The organism is Xanthomarina spongicola (assembly GCF_003148645.1).
In the GTDB taxonomy this organism is placed as follows: domain Bacteria; phylum Bacteroidota; class Bacteroidia; order Flavobacteriales; family Flavobacteriaceae; genus Xanthomarina; species Xanthomarina spongicola.
Genome location: NZ_QGGP01000001.1, coordinates 90,339 through 109,506, shown reverse-complemented (window position 1 = coordinate 109,506; position 19,168 = coordinate 90,339). Strand labels below are relative to the sequence as shown.

Here is a 19,168-nt window from a genome sequence, read left to right as displayed (position 1 = left end):
ACTTTTTGTTTTTGGAATTTATCAAGCTTTGCTTGATTAAGCTTCAGCTAACATTTTCTCTCCAGCTTCTATAGCTTCTTCAATAGAACCTTTAAGGTTAAACGCTGCTTCCGGCAAGTGATCTAATTCACCATCCATAATCATGTTAAATCCTTTAATAGTTTCTTTAATATCTACCAATACACCTGGAATACCTGTAAACTGTTCAGCTACATGGAATGGTTGAGATAAGAAACGCTGTACACGTCTTGCTCTACCAACAGCCATTTTATCTTCTTCAGATAATTCTTCCATACCTAAGATGGCAATAATATCTTGTAATTCTTTATAACGTTGTAATAACTCTTTTACTCTTTGAGCACAAGCATAATGATCGTTTCCTAAAATATCAGCAGTAAGAATTCTTGAAGTAGAATCTAATGGATCTACAGCAGGATAAATACCAAGCTCAGCAATTTTACGAGATAATACTGTTGTTGCATCTAAGTGAGCAAACGTTGTTGCAGGTGCAGGATCCGTTAAATCATCTGCAGGCACATAAACGGCCTGTACAGAAGTAATAGAACCTCTTTTTGTTGAAGTAATACGTTCTTGCATCGCTCCCATTTCTGTTGCTAATGTTGGTTGGTAACCTACAGCAGAAGGCATACGACCTAATAAAGCAGATACTTCTGAACCAGCTTGCGTAAAACGGAAAATATTATCTACGAAGAAAAGAACATCTTTACCTTGTCCTTCTCCAGCTCCATCACGGAAATACTCAGCAATAGTTAAACCAGATAGTGCCACACGAGCACGAGCTCCTGGAGGCTCATTCATTTGTCCGAAAACAAAAGTAGCTTTAGATTCTTTCATAACAGATTTATCCACTTTAGATAAATCCCATCCACCATCTTCCATCGAATGCATGAAATCATCACCATAACGGATAATTCCAGATTCTAGCATTTCACGAAGTAAATCGTTTCCTTCACGAGTTCTTTCACCAACTCCTGCGAATACAGAAAGACCACCATGTCCTTTTGCAATATTGTTAATTAACTCCTGAATTAATACTGTTTTACCAACACCAGCACCACCAAATAATCCAATTTTACCTCCTTTTGCATAAGGCTCAATTAAATCGATTACTTTAATACCAGTAAATAAAACTTCAGTAGAAGTTGATAAATCTTCAAATTTAGGTGCTTGTCTGTGAATTGGTAAACCAGCTTCACCAGCCTTAGGTAAGTCTCCAAGACCATCAATAGCATCACCAATAACATTAAATAAACGACCATATACATCACTTCCAATAGGCATTTGTATTGGAGCACCAGTAGCATGTACTTCTGTTCCTCTACTTAAACCATCAGACGAGTCCATTGCAATAGTACGTACAGAATCTTCACCAATGTGAGATTGTACTTCTAGTACTAATATAGAACCATCAGTTCTTCTAATTTCTAATGAATCGTAAATCTTTGGAAGTTCAGCTCCTGCTCCGAATTCAACATCGATAACTGGACCAACTATTTGTGCAACTTTACCTGTAACTTTTGACATTACTATTTTGTTTATTTATTTACTAAATTTTTAAATATGAAAAACACCTAGTTTTTCGCGCTGCAAATATATGCCTTTTAATTTAAAAATAACAGCAATTTTTTTCGCCTTTTTTAAACATAAAAAACACCTTCTTCCAATACATTAGTAGAAGGTGTTAAAAATATTATATTTTGGTTATACTATTGTAATGTAGGAGAGTAGTTAGTTGGATAATCTCCACAATCTACAAAGTTACCTGAAGCTTCAAAGTTTGAACCATAGGTGTCATCAATAGCTCTCATCATTTCATTTGCCATAACAGCATATCCTCTAGAAGTAAGATGTATACCATCTAAACTAACTAAACCACCAGTAACTAATTGTGTATTTAAAATATAATTACCACTAGAAAAGCCAGTTGTTGATGCTTGTATTAAAATGCTTTTAAAATCAACCAATGCAAGTCCATTTGCTGTTGCTACAGACTCTATAGTTGCATTGTAGGCATCTGTTGCAGTTTTAATTGCTTGTTGCTCTTCTGGAGTTAAAACCCATTTGTCAGCTAATGGAATTGCAACACCATTTACTGTTAAAGGATTTCCTGGCACAGCTTCTGTACCTATAAAGTTAGAAGCAGGTAAAACAAATAAATCATCTGCTGTTGCTTGTCTCATACTCACTAATTGAGGATTAATTCCTGTTAAATCTGTTAAATCTTCATCCATGATAACAACAGCATTTGTTTCTGACGCTTCAAACATGATGGTTCTTTGTGCAATTTCAGCATCTGCATCTTCTTGAGTCATAGCACCAACGCCTACTAAATAAGCAAATGCCTGAACAATACCTCCATTATATGGAGCATAAGCGTTATTTACTACAGCAGCAGTACCTGCATCTAATGGAATTGGATTATAAGGAACCGTTGTAAAGTGTGGTAAACTTGTAATATAAGGTACATTAGCAACTACACCTTTAGCACCATTTAAAACTAAGGCATCTACAGAGGCTGTAAATGCTCCTGCAAAAACATTAGGGTCTGTAATGTCATTATTACCATAAGTTGCAGGATTATAATTTCCTGTTTGGTCAACCCCTGTTCCACCTGATGTTGCATAGGATAATACGTCGTTTCCACCTATTTCAGATAAGGTAAAAAACGTTGGGCTTTGTCCTACAGCATCACCAATCATCGAAGCCATTGGGTTGGATGCCATACGTCCAAAATAAGGGTTGACAAAACCATATCCTTCAACTCCTAAATGGAAACTTTTTGCACCTGGAACTCCAACATTGTTAAAAGTGCCTCCTAAAACACTGTAAGCTTCTGTAGATGACATTCCTGGTAATACAGCTGGTCCTGAACCATTAAAATATAATCTTGGTCCAAAACTTCCATCTGGCAATTGCATCCCGTTAAAAAGTAACCCTCCAACATTATCGCTCATAAGTGGTTGTGAAAAACTACTCCCTCCAAGCATATCAAATTTCATTGATAAAATGTTTGGAAACGAATTTTCTTGAGTAGCAATAAATAATGCGTTATCTGAGAAACCAGCAGTAAAAGAAGCTCCTACAGCCACATAATTTGAAAAATCTGCATCACCAGCTGTAAGAGCTGGTAAAGTTTCATCCATTGAAGATGAAGAATCATCATCGTTATTACAAGCTGTAAAACTTAACAGAACAGCAAGTAACCATATATATTTAGTTTTCATAATAATTTGTTTCATGATATTATAAGTTATTAATAGTCCAAGATGCATAATAGATAGAACCAATACTACCAACACCAATTGCTGTGTAATATTCTTGACCTAAAACATTTGAAGCACCTACTTTAAATGTTGATTTAATTTTTGGAACTGTGTAATTAATTTGAGCATCTACGTTATGGTATGAAGGGATATCTCCATCTCCAAAACTAGCTTGCCATAAGTAAGCATCACTCCATCTCCAAGCTACATTAAAACCAAAATTCTTAACTACTTCTGTATGACCAAAAGACACTTTTACTTTGTTCTCTGGTGTGTTAAAACTTGTTCTAAAGTCTGGATAAGTTTCATTATCAAAATCTTCTTTTGCATAAGTATAACTTCCATATAAATCAAAACCACCAAATACATTAACACCAACTCCAATAGATCCACCAAAAGATTTTACATCGGCAGGCGAATTGGTATAAGTTTGATACACTTGGTAATCTCCATTGACAACTGCTCCAACAGATAAAGAATTATCTCCAATAGTACCATATAAAGGAGCAATAACATACTCGTTAGAAATAAAGTCTTTATACTTATTATAATACACACTTAAATCTACAGTTACTATATCTAATTTCCCTCTATAACCTAATTCAAAAGAAGATACTTGTTCTGGCTTAACAAGATCAGGATTTTCCATTTCTAAATCATCTGGATTTCCAGATTCTGCAAATGCTTCAACTGAGGATTGTGAATAAGAATTGTTATAAGCTGCAGCACCTGTTTGTGTAATGCTATTTGGTTGCCCAAAGTTAATTTGACCAGCAGCACTTACAGAATAATCTCTAGAAAATCTGTCTAAGTTATCTGGAGCAGCGCCAATTAAGACATATGGTCCAGCATCAAGACCAATAAATAAATCTTGAGTTGTTGGATTTCTAAATCCAGTTTGGAATGATGCTCTAATATTATGATTTCTATTTACAGTTAAACCAGCTGAAATTCTTGGAGACACAAAGCCATCAAAAAATTCTGATTTGTCATATCGCACAGAACCTGTTAGCTTTAATTCTAAACTTTCGTTTAAATCAAATTGTTTTTGTAATTGTGTATAAATACCATATTCTGAATAAGGGATTGAAGCATCATAATCTGTATATATTGTTCCCGAAGAATTCAAATCGTATTGTCTAAAAGAACCACCAGCTTGAACTTCAACTACATCCCAAAGATGAGTGAAATTATAATTAGCATCTGCATGGTAGTATTTTGAAGCATCTTGGAATTTAGATCCAGTTGTTAAATCAGGGTCGTTGATGCTTCTATTAAAGGCATTATTAAATCCTTCAGAACCAGGTTCAAAACGACCAGTTTCTGCTTGTGCTCTAGCAGCAGAATGTGCTTGATCTTCTGTTGCTCCACCTAGAGTAGCTGCTGCAAAAGCGCCTATATATTCACTAAACCAATCTGTATCACTTTTCCAAGCTCTGTTAATTTGAATACCAGTTACTGTCATATCATAAGAATCACCAGCTTTATCTGCTACAACATAACCTCTTATAAAGAAATTATCGTTTCTAAATTCAATTTTATGTTGTTGTTGGAAGAAATTGTCAATATTATAACGGTTAGATCCTTGATATATAGTAGAACCTGTTCCTACTTTTCCAACATAAGCAATCTCGAAATCGTCTGCCCATGGTCGGAAATATAATCCCCAATCAGCTTTAACGCTTTCTGCATTATAGTCTGTTAGGTCTTCCTCGTTATATCCAGTTCTACTTACTACTACATTAGGAATAATACCTAATCCACCAGAAGCTGCTTTTATGTTGGTAGCTACTTCATCACCATAGACATTATATCCATCATAACCTACACTTGCTCTTGTATCTCCTGTACCTGGTTTCCCTTGATAATTATTAGCATACCAATCGGTTCCTTTTAACCAACCAAAGTTTACTTTTGCAGCAAATTTATCGCTGAATTTAGCAGCAAATCTAACTCCTAAATCCCTGTATGTGTTGTCTCCAGCAGCATCTTGAGAGGTGATTCCTTGTTTGTAATAAGCACTAATACCTTGTACGTCGAAAGGGTTTTTACTTCTCATGAAAAGTATTCCGTTAAAAGCATTAGCTCCATATAAAGCAGAAGATGCACCTGGCAATAACTCAACACTCATAACATCAGTTTCAATCATACCAACTAAGTTTCCAATAGGGAAGTTTAATGCTGGAGTTGAGTTGTCCATGCCATCTACCAATTGCATAAATCGGGTATTAGCAAAAGTGGCAAAACCTCTAGTGTTTATTGAATTGAATGTCAAACTGTTTGTGTTTATGTCGACACCTTTTAAGTTCTCTAAACCATTATAAAAATCTGCAGAAGCGGTTGTTTTTAATTCTTTTAGACCAAATCGCTCTACTGTTACAGGAGATTCGAATATTCGTTCAGGAGTTCTAGAGGCAGATATTACTACTTCGTCTAGAGAAGTTCCTTCTTTTAAAATAAAATTAACGGTTTGATTGTTTGCTGTAACTTCTAATACCTCAGTACTAAATCCTACATTACTTGCTTGAAGTGAAAAAGGAGGTTCTTGACTGACAGTTAAAAAGAAGTTTCCATCGAAATCTGTTGAAGTACCTGTTGAGGTCCCAACCAAAATTACGTTTGCTCCAGGAATAGGTTGACTGTTTTCGTCCGTTACCATCCCAGAAATTGTTGTTTGTGAGTATGATACGGTACACATAAACAACAATAAAAGTGAAAGGATTGATTTCATTTTATAGTTTTAGTTAATTATTAATAATTTTAGTTAATTATATAAAGGCAATATAATTAATATTATGAAAACTTTAAGAAGTTTTTTAGAAAATTATGCACGCATAATAAGTTTTAACAAAATTGAACGTAGTCAATTGCTGTATTATTAAAATTAAAGGATAGTTGCTAGTATGAATTTTATTGCATAATTATTTGAGTTATATTTTATTATATATTTGTTAGAATAAAGATGTATTGATATGAAATTTGTTAAAAAGATAGCTATAATAATAATCCTCCTTTTTTTATTGATGGTATGGAGTGGCATTGTAAGAAATGTTAGTTTAGGGGAGCGTAGTTTAGGCGTATTAACAGAACCTGTTAAAACTTTTTCTGAAACACTGTCTAATATAAAAAAGACTTACACATATATATTTAAGGCACCAGAATATTATATTAAAACAAAAGATGCAGACGCTTTAGATATTAATAGTTTAAGCTATAATCTCTATGGCTTGTATTCATATAGAAATGGTGATGCCTTTAAAATAGAATTAAAAAATTTTAAAGACAATACTTTAAAACATGAATGGAATGTTCCTGTAAATAGGTTATCTGAGGATTATGAAGTAGATGGAAATGATAGATTATATCCAGCAACACTCATGCAGGATTTTGATATAATAGTATCTTGTAATGAAAGACCTGGACTACTTAGAATGGATTCAAATTCCAAAGAAAAGTGGTTTAACAGTGACTTTATTTTTCATCATGCTATGAATCTGGATTCTATTGGGAATATGTGGATTCCGGCCGTGAAACATGACAATGGTATTATTGTGCCAATGAAAGTTTTATTAGAAGGTCACACTACCAGCTATAGAGATGACCTGATAGTAAAAGTAGATGCTAATACAGGGGAAACACTTTATAGTAAATCCTTAACTGACATTTTTTTAGAAAACGACTTAGAATCTTTATTAAATAAGAGCCCTTATGTAAATGATCCTTTTCATTTAAACGATATTCAACCAGTTCTAGAAAGTTCTAATTATTTTAAAGAAGGCGATTTGTTTCTTAGCTTTAGAAGTTCTTCACTTGTTATTCAATATAGGCCTTCAACAAATACTGTTGAAAAAATTATTGAAGGACCATTTACTTTTCAGCATGATGTAGATATTATCTCGCCCAATTCTATTGCTATTTTAAACAATAATACCATTGTAACTCAAGTAAGTTATAGTGAAATTGAATTTAAACCAACAAATCAATCGGTTGAGCGAAAAATAAGTCATTCAAATGTACTTATTTATAACTTTGAGGAAGATACTTATAGGCCTTTATATGAAGAACATTTTATAAAGCATAATATTTTTACAGGAGCAGAAGGGTTGTATCGCATATTTCCTAATGGAGATATGTTTTTTGAAGAACAAGGCTCTGGTATATTGTGGGTTATAAATCAATCTGGTGTGGTTTTAAAAACAACCCTAAAAAGTGATATTGAAGGCTATCATTATTTACCTAATTGGACAACAACTTATTTAGAAGATGAGTTGAATTCCTTAAAATAAAAAATTATGATATTATACATTGGTCCAGGAATAGGTTTGGGCACACTTTTAATTATTGTCTTTATTATTTTATTAGTGCTTTTTGCATTTGGAGTCGTTTTATGGATTCCAATAAAACAATTTTTCCGAAAAATATTTAGAAAAAATTAATGATTTACTTTCTAATTTTAGGCTTCTCAGGGATTATATTTTCTAGTCTACTTATATATTTCAGAAAGCATTTTTTTTTAGCATTAGAGGCTACTCTGGCTTTAGCGAATGCTGTTCTATCTAATGAAGACGAAACTGTAAAACAAAAAAAATTAGTAGTGGCTTTAAAAGCTATGTTAATTTCATTAGCAATTACAATAGGCTTAATTTGTGTTATAGTTGTATTAACATGTTTACCAGTTTATATTTTTAAGTTGATTAAAAATGTAGCCACTCAAGAATTAGATTTAGGTTCTATTTGGGTAATTGTAAGTTTTTCAATTGGAACTATTATTCCGTTTTTAATAAAAAGAAAAAAACCTATTGAAGACTATTCTGAAGCATCTATACTTTTTCACAAACTCATTTTAAATAATTACAACTTATCTAAAATGTTATTTTCTTTCGATCGTAAGTTTAAAAAAGGTGAAAAGATACAAGATAAAAATACATTTTTAATAGTTTCAGGATTAGCTAGAGCAGGCACAACAAGTCTAACAGATCAACTTTTTAAAGCAGGTGCATTTAGTTCATTGGATTATTCGAACATGCCTTTATTGTTAGCTCCAAATCTTTGGAAAAAAATGTATAATCCAAAAAAAACAGATTTAAAGGAACGCAAACATGGAGACAAAATGTTGTTTGGGTTAAATACCATTGAAGCGCTTGAAGAATATTTTTTTAAAGTGTTTTTAAATGATAGTTTTATTTCTGATGCTTATTTGGAAAAACATGAAATTACTGATAATGTTTATACGAATTATATTAAATACCAATCGTTAATTAGACAAGACAACGAATCAACATATCTTTCGAAAAATAATAATATTATTTTACGATATGAATCGTTAAGAAAACTTAATAAATCTTTTAAAATTATTTTCTTATTCAGGAAGCCAGTAGAGCATGCCTATTCTTTATTAAATCAACACCAAAGATTTTCAGAATTTCAAAATGAAGATGAGTTTATGCAAACGTATTTAAATTGGTTAGGACATCATGAATTTGGACAAAACCAGAAAGTATTTAAGTTTAATAATGAAGAACTTCTTATTCCATACGACAAAAGTACATTAGATTATTGGTTAAGTGTTTGGTTAAATTACTACAATTATTTAACAAATATGGAAGATAAAGACTATATGCTTATTGAATATGAAGACTACTTAAATAAACCCAAAGAAGTATTACAATATATAGAAGGAGAAATGAACATGACTTTTAATTTCTCTAACATTATTCCATTTACAAATACAAGAGAAATAGACACCACTAATTGCAACCCAAAACTCTTAGAAACAACGGATGCTATTTATCAAAAACTTAAATTTAGAAAACTTAAATATTAAATTTAAATAATTATTCTACAGTAACTGATTTTGCCAAGTTTCTTGGTTGATCCACATTTTTATCTAGCATTACTGCTATATGGTAAGATAATAGTTGTAATGGAATAGTAGTAAGCAATGGTGATAAAGATTCTAACGTTTCAGGAACTTCTATAACATGATCAGCTAGTCTTTTAACATTGGTGTCACCTTCTGTAACAATACCAATAATTTTACCTTGTCTAGCTTTAATTTCTTCAATATTACTAACAACTTTTTCGTAGTGTCCTTTTTTTGTTGCAATTACAACAATAGGCATGTTTTCATCTATTAAAGCAATTGGTCCATGTTTCATTTCAGCAGCAGGATAACCTTCAGCATGAATATAAGAAATCTCTTTAAGCTTTAAAGCGCCTTCAAGAGCAACTGGAAAATTATAGCCTCTTCCTAAATATAAACAGTTTCTAGCATTTTTATAAATATTAGCTACTGTCTTAATATGCTCATCAGACTCAAGAGCTTTTTGTACTTTTTCAGGAATTAATTCTAATTCCTGTAGATGATATCTATAATTTGAATTGGAAATTTCTCCTTTAACTTTGGCTAGTTTTAAGGCTATTAAAGTTAAAACTGTAATTTGAGTAGTAAAAGCTTTAGTTGAAGCAACGCCAATTTCTGGTCCTGCATGAGTATAAGCACCTGCATGAGTTTCTCTTGCAATAGAAGATCCAACTACATTACAAACACCAAAAACAAATGCACCATTTGCTTTAGCAAGTTTAATTGCAGCTAAGGTATCTGCCGTTTCACCAGATTGTGATATAGCTATAACAACATCTTTATTTGTAATTACTGGATTTCTATATCTAAATTCTGAGGCATATTCAACTTCAACAGGAATTCTTGCAATGTCTTCAAAAATATATTCTGCTACAAGACCTGCATGCCAAGAAGTTCCACATGCAACAATAATTATTCTGTTTGCATTTATAAATTTTTCAATATTGTCGTCAACTCCAGCCATTCTAATAATGCCTTCTTTTACAAGCATTCGTCCTCGATAAGTATCTCTAATAGCACTTGGTTGTTCGTGAATTTCTTTAAGCATAAAGTGGTCGTAACCACCTTTTTCTATTTGCTCTAGATTCATTTGTAATTCCTGAACATAAGGGTCTACTAAAGAATCGTCTTTAATTTTTCGAATTTTAATTCCTTTATTGGCTCTAATAATAGCCATTTCTTCATCTTCTAAATAAATAGCATTTTTAGTGTATTCTAAAAAAGGAGAAGCATCACTTGCAATAAAAAATTCATTATCACCAATTCCAACAGCTAATGGGCTGCCTAGTCTAGCAATTACAATCTCGTCTGGTTTATTTTTATCAAAAACAGCAATGGAGTAAGCTCCAACAACCTGGTTTAAAGCAACCTGAACAGCTTTCCCTAATTTAACGTTTTCTTTTAGTTTAACATCCTCAATTAAGTTGATAAGTACTTCAGTATCTGTGTCAGATTTAAAAGTATATCCTCTTTTTGAAAGCTCTTTTCTTAAAGATTCGTAATTTTCAATAATTCCATTATGAATAATTACTAAATCGCCAGAATTAGAATAGTGTGGATGTGCATTAACATCGTTTGGAACACCATGAGTTGCCCAACGTGTATGGCCAATTCCTAGAGTTCCATTGGTAGTGATTTCTTTTTTAATTCGATCTTCAAGATCGACAACTTTACCTTTAGTTTTAGAAACTTTAAGATCTGTTCCGTCAAATAATGCAATACCTGCACTATCATATCCTCGATATTCTAATCTTTTAAGCCCTTCAATAATAATAGGGAAGGCATCACGATGACCAATGTATCCTACAATTCCACACATAGTATTTTAATTATCTGGTTCTGTGTAATATATTTCTAATTGAACTCTTTTGTTTTCAGGTACGTTAAGGTTACTGCCATGCAAAACAGTCCCTTTTGGAGAAAGCACTGTTCCCATTGGTAATCCTTCTGGTTTTTCTAAATTTAACACATCAGAGTTACTAATTTCATTAATATTTGTTGTAAGATACAATCCTAATTCAAAATTAGTTGAATCTTTTAATAAAATATTATTCATATGTTCAGTAAGTCTAATTTTATACTTTACACCTTTTCCACTTGCATCTCTTTCTAAAATAGATGAATAGTTTAATTTAGAATTTATTGGATCTACTGTATTAGTTGTTAAATCAAAAAAGAAATCAACTATTGGAATGTTGTTTTTCATGTCGTACAGAATGACTCTGTTTGGCTCTTGATCTTCTAAATTATTAATAGTTGCAGCCTGATCTACGTAAAAAATTAAATTAGCTTCATTAATTAACCGACTAGGATTCCCATCATTGTCTTTATAAAGTAATTTAAATTCTTCAAGAACATCTGGGTCTTCAAATAAATTAACAACGGCAATTGAACCTTCGCCACCTTTTAAATATAAATTTTGATCTCCATTAACAACATCTGCATTGTTATCGGCATCATCGATTACTGTATTTGTAGGGTCATTATAAATTGCATTTGCTCTGTTTCCTCTAAAGCCCATGATAAATTTATTGTTTCTAACTATTTCACCATCTTCATCTTCATTGTTATAATAAACGGTTAAATTGGCTACCGAACTTAAAAAGTTTAACATGATAGTATTTCCTTCTCCATTTACTGGTTCTACTTTAAAATATAATCCTCTAAAATAATCTTTAAAGTTGTTGGCATTACTTAACTCTGGCATGCCTTGTTTGTCAAATAATAAACTTTCCCAAAAATTACCACCTGGATTTAATAAAGGGACTCTTAATGCAGGAGCAATTCTATCTACCTCTTCTAGCTGTCCATCTTCATCTTCTTCTTCAATTATTTGATATGAATTACTTGGGTAGAATTCGTCTTCTTCATAGAGTATTTCACCTAAATAATTATCGTAATCATGGTTATTTGAATAATATAATTGCGCTACCAAATCGTCTGTATCAGGACTGTAATCTCTTAAGAAATAATTTGTTCTATAGATAGTTAGTTTTACAGGAGAATCTCCATATAGAGAGTCTAATTTATATATTTCATCACTAATTTCTTCTGAATAATAAGGAATAGTTAAATAGGCTTGTTTAAACTCAGGGTTAATTCCAAAATCTGGGTCATAACCACTAGAGGATGAAGGGAATGCTTGAGTAATAATATTTGTTACAGTTTGGCCATAAATTGGATCTGTGTATACGCCTAAAAAACTGGAAGGCAAACCATTAGTTTGAACAGGATTCAATTTTTTATTATATGCAACTATAGGGAATACATCACTATCTGTATAAAAATTCTCAATACCTTGAATATCGCTTTCTAATGAGTTGTAATCATTTTCGCAAGCAAAAAAAGTAAATAACACAAAGGCTAAAACGCCTAAATATTTAAAGGCTTCAATTTTTCTTTTCATAATTTAATTAGGATGATTTAGGGTTTAGCCTAAGACTTGAGTATTATAAAATTCAACATATGCTTCTCCAAATTCATCTTTTGATTTATAATCTAAAACAGGTTTTTTGGACTTTTTTAAGTGTTTGTTTAATTCTTCTGGTATCTCTTCCGAGCCAATAATTAACGCATCAGAATGGTCGATTGCAACTTTCATTAAACTATTATAAGATGGTTTTTCAAGTTCTTTTATATGACTCTCGTCTATGTTATCAAACTTTACTTTATTTATCATATCCTTATTTAACGTCCCTTCGAAGCTTTGATTGTAAATAGAGGTAACTATTTTACTTTCGTTAAACAAAGGTTCGTCTTTATAATATTGTTTCAAATACATTGGCAATAACGATGCCAACCAACCATGAACATGAATAATATCTGGAGACCAGTTTAATTTTTTTACCGTTTCAATAACTCCTTTTGCAAAGAAAATAGCTCGTTCGTCATTATCTGGAAACAAGTTTCCATCTTCATCTGTTAAAGTAGCTTTTCTTTTAAAATACTCGTCGTTATCAATAAAATAAACCTGAATGCGTTCTTTTGGAATAGATGCTACCTTAATTATTAGTGGCATATCTAAATCATTAATAACTAGATTAATTCCAGAAAGTCTAATTACTTCATGCAATTGGTGTCTTCTCTCATTAATATTCCCATATCTAGGCATAAAAATTCGAATTTGCCCTCCTTGTTGATTTACCATTCTAGGCGTTTCAAACGACATAGAAGAAATTTCGGTTTCTGGTAAATATGGTACAACTTCAGATGATACGTATAATATCCTCTTATCTTTCATAAACTTATTGCTTTTAGTAATTCAAAATAAAAAACACGCAAAAGTACAAAATTTTATGCAGATTCATTGTAAAATATTAAGTTTGCACGCGTTAATATTTTATTAAAGGTGAAGATTTTTTCTGAAAAAATACAAATTCAAAAATACATCAAGCAAATCAAGACAAAAAAATTGTCTATAGGCTTCGTTCCCACTATGGGAGCTTTACATGAAGGTCATTTATCTTTAGTAAAAGAAGCTTTTATAAAAAATGACATTGTTGTTGTAAGTATTTTTGTAAATCCAACCCAGTTTGATAATCAAGAAGATTTAAAAAAATACCCTAGAACATTAGAAGCAGACACTAAATTGTTAGCTAATTTCTCTAAAAACATCATAATCTATGCACCAACAGTAAAAGATATATACGAAGGAGATACAATTTCTGAGAATTTTTATTTTGATGGATTGGAATTTGAAATGGAAGGTAAATTTAGAGCTGGACACTTTAATGGTGTTGGAACTATAGTAAAGCGCTTGTTTGAAATTGTAACTCCTGATTATGCTTATTTTGGAAAGAAAGATTATCAACAATTAATGATTATTAAAAAACTGGTTGAAAAACACCAGATTCCAGTTAATATTATTGGTTGCAATATCCATAGAGAACAAAGTGGTTTAGCCATGAGTTCCAGAAATGTGAGATTAAAAGAAGACTATAAACAAGCAGCACCATTTATATACAAAACATTAAAGACTGCCAAGAAAAAGTTTGGCACAAAAAGTGCTAATAAGGTTACGGAATGGGTTGAAAATGAATTTGCTAACCACAAATTATTAACATTAGAGTATTTTATTATTTCTGATGCTAAAACATTAAAACCTGTTAAAAGAAAAACAAAGAAAAAAACATATCGTGCGTTTATTGCTGTTTATGCAGACGATATCAGATTAATTGATAATATCGCACTAAATTAATTACCTTTGCCACATGCAAATACAAGTTGTAAAATCTAAAATTCACAGAGTAAAGTGTACAGGTGCAGACCTTAATTACATAGGTAGTATTACTATCGATGAAGATTTAATGGATGCTGCCAATATTATTCAAGGTGAAAAAGTCCAGATTGTAAATAACGATAATGGAGAACGTTTAGAAACATACGTAATTCCAGGCCCTAGAAAAAGTGGAGAAATCACGCTAAATGGTGCAGCAGCTAGAAAAGTAGCTGTAGGTGACACACTTATTTTAATTACGTATGCATTTATGGACATTGAAGAAGCCAAAGTGTTTAAGCCTTCATTAGTGTTCCCAGACGAAGCGACGAATAGACTTATATAAAGTTGAATCCATCGATAAAAAAATACCTTAAAATCCTACTCCCAATATTGTTGGGAGTTTTTTTAATATGGTATTCTTTATCTAAAGTCCCTTTAACAGAACTTCTAGCCTATTTTAAAAATGCTAATTACAGTTGGATAATACTAGGTATGAGTTTTGGTTTGCTTAGTCATTTATCTAGAGCTTATAGATGGCAGTTTCTATTAGAACCTTTAGGTTATAAAGTTCGTTTAAGTAATAGTATTATGGCTGTTTTTGCGGCCTACTTAATTAATTATACCATACCTAGAGCTGGAGAAGTTGCCAGAGCATCTGTATTAACTACTTACGAAGATGTTCCTTTCGAAAAAGGTTTTGGAACTATTGTGTCCGAACGTATTGCAGACCTATTAGTTATGGTTTTTATTATTGCCATCACGCTTTTTATTCAATTCGATTTTATCTATCAGTTTTTTGTTGAAAAATTTAACACTTTACATATTGCTATTGGTTTGATTGTTTTGTCAGTTCTTGCTTTTGTTGGCATGAATTTTATTAAATCAAGCAAAACCACATTTGCTCTTAAAATAAGAACCTTTGTTTCTGGCCTTTTAGAAGGAGTTTTAAGTATTTTTAAAATGAAAAAGAAATGGGCTTTTATTGGTCATACCTTTTTTATTTGGAGCATGTATATTGCTATGTTCTACGTAACATCATTTTCATTAACCGAGTTAGATAACATCCCTTTTGGAGCAATATTAATAGGATTCATTTCAGCCAGCTTCAGTATTGCAGCAACTAATGGAGGTATTGGTTCTTATCCTATTGCTGTTTACGCAGCTTTTTCACTTTTTGCTATACCAGAAGCCCCAAGTATAGCTTTTGGTTGGATTGTTTGGACATCTCAAACATTGCTACTTGTTTTAGGTGGAGGATTATCATTAATACTATTGCCTGTTTTTAACAAGAATAGAAGCGTTAAAATAAGCAATAATAAAGATGAAGTTTAAATAAGATATATTTTAAATCTTATTTGTAATTTATTACCTTGCATGGCAACCTTAACCATGTGAAAATGAAAAAATACATCTATTTACTAGTCTTTTTTATTTGTATCCAATTTGCAAATGCGCAATTCATTTACGAACCGTTTAATTCTGCAAAATTATCAGAAACTCGTGAAGTAAAAATTCAATTGCCAAGAGGTTATGATGACCATCCAGATAAAAAATACCCAATAATTATGGTGTTCGATGGCGATTATATGTTTGAAGCAGTTGCAGGAAATGTAGATTATTATTCTTATTGGGAAGACATGCCAGATGCAATTGTTGTTGGTGTTAATCAAGTAGACACAAGAAATTCAGACGTGTATTATTCAGAACAAAATTCTCTGCCAATTGAATCTGGAGCTGCATTCTTCGAATTTATAGGAATGGAATTAATCCCTCATTTAGAAAATAATTATAGAACTGAAAATTTTAGAGTTGCAATTGGTCATGGAGAAACTGCCAATTTTATAAATTATTATTTATTAAAAGGCGATCCATTATTCAAAGCCTACATAGCAATTAGTCCAGATTTGGCTCCAGATATGATTTCGTATATTCCGGAAAGACTTACAAAATTTCAAACAAAAATATTTTATTACTTAGCAACTTCAGATAATGACGTTACAGCTATAAAAGCGAGTTCAGAAGCTTTAAATACTGCCATTTCTGGAATTGATAATAAGAATATTCTTTACAATTTTAAAAAGCTAGAAGAGCCTTCTCATTATTCTTTGCCAGCTTATGTTATTCCAGATGCTTTACAGAAAATCTTTTTTGTGTATCAACCAATCAGTAAAAAGGAATACAAAGATGCCATATTAAAGCTTGATTCATCACCAGTTGTATATCTAGAAGAAAAATATCAAACGATTTTAGATTTATTTGGAATCGATAAACAAATTTTAATAAACGATTTTAAAGCTATTGAAGCTGCTATTGAAAAAACAGAACAGTTTCAGTATTTTGAAGACTTAGGTAAAATAGCAAGAAAGCAATATCCTGAAACTATGTTAGGAACGTTCTATCTAGCAAGATTTTATGAAGAAACAGGAGAGCCTAAAAAAGCTATGAAAACCTATCAATCTGCTTACTCTTTAAAAGAAATTGGAGGCATTACAAAAGATTTAGTTCTTGAAAAGGCAGATGAAATTAAAGCAGATTTCGGATATTAAACCACTTGAAAAATCGAAAAAACCTTGTAAAATTCTAAACAAGAAAAGTATTAAATCTAAAAAATAAGATTCCTGCTTTCGCAGGAAGTAAACATGGCTAAAGTAAAAACAACTTTTTTTTGTCAAAATTGTGGCTCGCAATATTCTAAATGGCAAGGACAATGTACGGCTTGTAAAGAGTGGAATACTATTGCAGAAGAAGTCATTCAAAAAGCTGAAAAAAGCGATTGGAAAACACCAACTTCAGCATCAAAACGTGTTTCAAAACCCTTATTAATTAATGAGATTGACGCATCTCAAGATGCGAGAATGGCAACTAGCGACCAAGAATTTAATCGTGTACTTGGTGGAGGTATTGTTCCTGGTTCATTAATATTGTTGGGAGGCGAACCTGGTATTGGAAAAAGTACCTTATTACTTCAAATAGCTTTAAAATTACCTTATAAAACCTTATACGTTTCTGGTGAAGAAAGCCAGAAGCAAATAAAAATGCGTGCTGAACGCATCAATCCAAATAGTAGTAATTGTTACATTTTAACTGAAACAAAAACTCAAAACATTTTCAAGCAAATTGAGGATCTGGAACCAGACATCATTGTCATAGATTCTATTCAAACTTTACATAGCGATTATATTGAGTCTTCTTCAGGAAGCATTTCTCAAATAAAAGAGTGCACTACAGAACTAATAAAATTTGCAAAAGAAACTGCAACTCCAGTAATTCTAATTGGTCATATAACTAAAGATGGTAACATTGCAGGGCCAAAAATTTTAGAACACATGGTCGATACGGTTCTACAGTTTGAAGGCGACAGAAATCATGTGTTCAGAATTCTTAGAGCCAATAAAAACCGATTTGGTTCTACCAACGAATTAGGTATTTACGAAATGCAAGGTTCTGGATTGCGTGAAGTGTCAAATCCAAGTGAAATCTTAATCTCCAAAAAAGACGATGAGCTTTCAGGAAATGCCGTAGCCGCAACTCTAGAAGGTATGCGACCATTAATGATTGAAGTACAAGCCTTAGTTAGTACTGCAGTTTACGGAACTCCACAACGTTCTGCTACAGGTTTTAACGCAAAACGTTTAAACATGCTATTAGCTGTTTTAGAAAAACGAGCAGGATTTAAACTTGGAGCAAAAGATGTCTTTTTAAATATTACTGGAGGTATTACAGTGGACGATCCAGCAATTGATTTAGCAGTAGTTGCAGCCATTTTATCTTCTAATGAAGACGAAGCTTTACAAAAAGATATTTGTTTTGCAGCCGAGGTTGGTTTATCAGGAGAAATCCGTCCTGTGCAACGTGTAGAACAACGTATCCTTGAAGCCGAAAAATTAGGATTTTCAACCATATTTGTTTCTAAATACAATAAAATAGCCTTGAAAAACACAGTTATTAAAATCCAATTGATTTCTAAGATTGAGGATTTAGTTGGATTTATTGTTTAGCGTCATTGCGAGACCTTTAGGTCGTGGCAATCTGTTTATTGTTTGTAATAAATCAGACTCTTGAAGTCGCAATATGCAACTCCAAAAAATTAATCTCATTTTTAAAAATCAATATAAATAAATGAATCATGCCAAAAAACAATCATGGATTACAAATCAAATCATTTTTGCATTTGTATTATTTCTGTTGTTTTTTCCCTTGAAAACGCAATTCTATAATCTCATTTATTTTCTTCTAGATACTTTAATAACTAGAGGCGAAATATCAAAAGTTTTTACCTATAACTATTTAGGATTTTTGCTTGGATGCCTTGAAATTCAAGAATTAAAGGAAACTTTGGGTTTTAAGTCTGAAATTTTTAATTCTACGGCTATTTCATTCTTTTTTTTGTTATCTATTGTAAGTTGGTTTTTCCTAAAAAGAAGGGTTTCAGATAAACATAATTTTAATTATACCGATTGGATATTGTTAGCTGTATTTAGTTTTTCGTTAGTTGACAGTCTAGATTTTTTATTGAATTTATTTAATAATTTTTCTGCTTATATGACTGATATTAATAAGCACTTTATCCGAATTATTAAAAATGGATTCATCCTATTTTTAGCTGGATATTTCTTCTTTAAAGTCTGTAATGTAAATATGAAAAAACAAATTCTGTTCATAGTTTTTCCGGTATCAATAATCAGTTTTATAGTTTGGTTTTTTTATTTGGGACCCATGTTTTTGCCAATAGTAACCAGATTAGATTATTAATTAGGGATTTCAAGACATTTTCAACGCCTATTTTCCTAAAAATCATTATTT

General features: G+C 31.7%; 15 protein-coding genes. 9 read left to right on the top strand and 6 right to left on the bottom strand.

The features are described 5' to 3' along the window. Positions 1-36 precede the first annotated feature (36 nt). The 3 genes from atpD to LX78_RS00435 form a co-directional block, all read right to left on the bottom strand. Entirely contained in the window at positions 37-1,545 is a 1,509-nt protein-coding gene (gene atpD, locus LX78_RS00445; RefSeq protein WP_109680676.1) for a F0F1 ATP synthase subunit beta, read from the bottom strand. A gap of 182 nt (positions 1,546-1,727) precedes the next feature. Next, a complete protein-coding gene (locus LX78_RS00440; protein ID WP_109681335.1) occupies positions 1,728-3,245 on the bottom strand; it encodes an SGNH/GDSL hydrolase family protein in 1,518 nt (505 codons plus the stop codon). A 19-nt stretch (positions 3,246-3,264) separates the two neighbouring features. Beyond that, complete coding sequence (locus LX78_RS00435) at positions 3,265-6,015, bottom strand: TonB-dependent receptor (RefSeq protein ID WP_109680675.1); 2,751 nt, start codon at positions 6,013-6,015, stop codon at positions 3,265-3,267. A 241-nt stretch (positions 6,016-6,256) separates the two neighbouring features. Here LX78_RS00435 and LX78_RS00430 point away from each other — a divergent pair, with 241 nt between their 5' ends. The 3 genes from LX78_RS00430 to LX78_RS00425 are packed head-to-tail and all read left to right on the top strand — an operon-like array spanning position 6,257 to position 9,108. Beyond that, positions 6,257-7,570 carry an arylsulfotransferase family protein gene (locus LX78_RS00430; RefSeq protein ID WP_109680674.1) on the top strand — a complete coding sequence of 438 codons (1,314 nt, stop codon included), beginning with the start codon at positions 6,257-6,259 and terminating at the stop codon, positions 7,568-7,570. A gap of 6 nt (positions 7,571-7,576) precedes the next feature. Continuing rightward, positions 7,577-7,720, top strand: a complete 144-nt coding sequence (locus LX78_RS14745) for a hypothetical protein (RefSeq protein WP_170109774.1) — start codon at positions 7,577-7,579, stop codon at positions 7,718-7,720. Further along, on the top strand, positions 7,720-9,108 hold the full coding sequence (locus LX78_RS00425) for a sulfotransferase domain-containing protein (protein WP_245881452.1): 1,389 nt from the start codon (positions 7,720-7,722) through the stop codon (positions 9,106-9,108). The genes LX78_RS14745 and LX78_RS00425 overlap by 1 nt, the downstream gene beginning before the upstream one ends. Positions 9,109-9,118: 10 nt before the next feature. Here the strand turns inward: LX78_RS00425 and glmS are convergent, their stop codons facing one another. Genes glmS through LX78_RS00410 form a run of 3 tightly spaced genes read right to left on the bottom strand, consistent with a single transcriptional unit; the run spans position 9,119 to position 13,387 of the window. Next, entirely contained in the window at positions 9,119-10,966 is a 1,848-nt protein-coding gene (gene glmS / locus LX78_RS00420) for a glutamine--fructose-6-phosphate transaminase (isomerizing) (RefSeq protein ID WP_109680673.1), read from the bottom strand. A 6-nt stretch (positions 10,967-10,972) separates the two neighbouring features. Then, positions 10,973-12,553 carry a DUF4270 domain-containing protein gene (locus LX78_RS00415; RefSeq protein ID WP_109680672.1) on the bottom strand — a complete coding sequence of 527 codons (1,581 nt, stop codon included), beginning with the start codon at positions 12,551-12,553 and terminating at the stop codon, positions 10,973-10,975. A gap of 24 nt (positions 12,554-12,577) precedes the next feature. Continuing rightward, entirely contained in the window at positions 12,578-13,387 is an 810-nt protein-coding gene (locus LX78_RS00410) for a glycogen/starch synthase (RefSeq protein WP_109680671.1), read from the bottom strand. Positions 13,388-13,495: 108 nt separating this feature from the next. Here LX78_RS00410 and panC point away from each other — a divergent pair, with 108 nt between their 5' ends. From panC to LX78_RS00380, 6 genes are all read left to right on the top strand, one after another. Further along, the gene (gene panC / locus LX78_RS00405; RefSeq protein ID WP_109680670.1) at positions 13,496-14,344 is read left to right on the top strand and encodes a pantoate--beta-alanine ligase; all 849 of its coding nucleotides are present in this window, start codon (positions 13,496-13,498) and stop codon (positions 14,342-14,344) included. A gap of 13 nt (positions 14,345-14,357) precedes the next feature. Beyond that, positions 14,358-14,708: an aspartate 1-decarboxylase gene (gene panD, locus LX78_RS00400; RefSeq protein ID WP_109680669.1), complete on the top strand. Its 351-nt coding sequence runs from the start codon at positions 14,358-14,360 to the stop codon at positions 14,706-14,708. Between the two features lie 2 nt (positions 14,709-14,710). After that, the gene (locus LX78_RS00395; protein ID WP_109680668.1) at positions 14,711-15,697 is read left to right on the top strand and encodes a lysylphosphatidylglycerol synthase transmembrane domain-containing protein; all 987 of its coding nucleotides are present in this window, start codon (positions 14,711-14,713) and stop codon (positions 15,695-15,697) included. A gap of 65 nt (positions 15,698-15,762) precedes the next feature. After that, entirely contained in the window at positions 15,763-16,911 is a 1,149-nt protein-coding gene (locus LX78_RS00390; protein WP_109680667.1) for an alpha/beta hydrolase, read from the top strand. A 93-nt stretch (positions 16,912-17,004) separates the two neighbouring features. Next, on the top strand, positions 17,005-18,363 hold the full coding sequence (radA, locus tag LX78_RS00385; RefSeq protein ID WP_109680666.1) for a DNA repair protein RadA: 1,359 nt from the start codon (positions 17,005-17,007) through the stop codon (positions 18,361-18,363). Between the two features lie 121 nt (positions 18,364-18,484). After that, positions 18,485-19,117 (top strand): hypothetical protein, encoded by a 633-nt coding sequence (locus LX78_RS00380; protein WP_109680665.1) that lies wholly within the window; start codon positions 18,485-18,487, stop codon positions 19,115-19,117. The last annotated feature ends 51 nt before the right edge of the window (positions 19,118-19,168 follow it).